This window comes from Streptomyces sp. LS1784, from assembly GCF_020103755.1.
In the GTDB taxonomy this organism is placed as follows: domain Bacteria; phylum Actinomycetota; class Actinomycetes; order Streptomycetales; family Streptomycetaceae; genus Kitasatospora.
Map to the genome: position 1 here is coordinate 1 of NZ_JAHSQD010001109.1, position 1,124 is coordinate 1,124.

The following is a 1,124-nucleotide window of genomic DNA, read 5'->3' on the forward strand; positions in this document are numbered from 1 at the left end:
TACGGGAGGTTGCGGGCCATCACGATCCGCTGGACCTGGTTGGTCCCCTCGTAGATCTGCGTGATCTTCGCGTCCCGCATCATCCGCTCCACCGGGTAGTCCCGGGTGTACCCGTACCCACCCAGCAACTGCACCGCATCCGTGGTGATCTCCATCGCCGCATCCGACGCGTAGCACTTCGCCGCCGCCCCGAAGAACGTCAGATCCGCGTCCCCACGCTGCGACTTCGCCGCCGCCGCGTACGTCAGCTGCCGCGCCGCCTCCAGCTTCATCGCCATGTCCGCCAGCATGAACTGGACCCCCTGGAACTCCGCGATCGCCTTGCCGAACTGCCGGCGCTCCTTGACGTACCCCTTCGCATAGTCCAGCGCGCCCTGCGCGATCCCGACCGCCTGCGCCGCGATCGTCACCCGCGTGTGATCCAGCGTGCGCATCGCCGTCGCGAAACCCGTACCCTCCGCACCGATCATCCGATCCGCCGGAATCCGCACATTGTCGAAGTACACCTCACGCGTCGGCGAACCCTTGATGCCCAGCTTCTTCTCCGGCGCACCGAACGAGACGCCCTCGTCGCCCTTCTCCACCACGAACGCCGAGATGCCCTTCGAGCGCTTCTCCGGGTCCGTCACCGCCATCACCGTGTAGAACTCCGACACACCGGCATTGGTGATCCACCGCTTCACACCGTTCAGCACCCAGAAGTCCCCGTCACGCACCGCCCGGGTCTTCATCCCCGCCGCGTCACTGCCCGCCTCCGGCTCCGACAGGCAGTACGAGAACATCCCCTCACCACGCGCCAGCGCCCCCAGGTACCTCGCCTTCAGCTCCTCCGAACCCGACAGCTGCACCGGCAGCGACCCCAGCTTGTTCACCGCCGGAATCAACGAGGACGACGCACACACCCGCGCCACCTCCTCGATCACGATCACCGTCGCCAGCGCATCCGCCCCCGCACCGCCGTACTCCTCCGGCACGTGCACCGCATGCAGGTCACTGCCCTGCAACGCGTCCAGCGCCTCCTGCGGGAACCGCCCCTGCTCGTCCACCTCCGCCGCGAACGGAGCGATCTTCGCCTCGGCCAGCGAACGCACCGCCTCACGGAGCATCCCGTGCTCCTCGGAGAT

General features: G+C 67.5%; 1 protein-coding gene. It reads right to left on the reverse strand.

The window, feature by feature from the left end:
- Positions 1-1,124: acyl-CoA dehydrogenase family protein (locus KS423_RS45980; RefSeq protein ID WP_224285586.1), on the reverse strand; the 1,124-nt coding region annotated here is incomplete at both ends.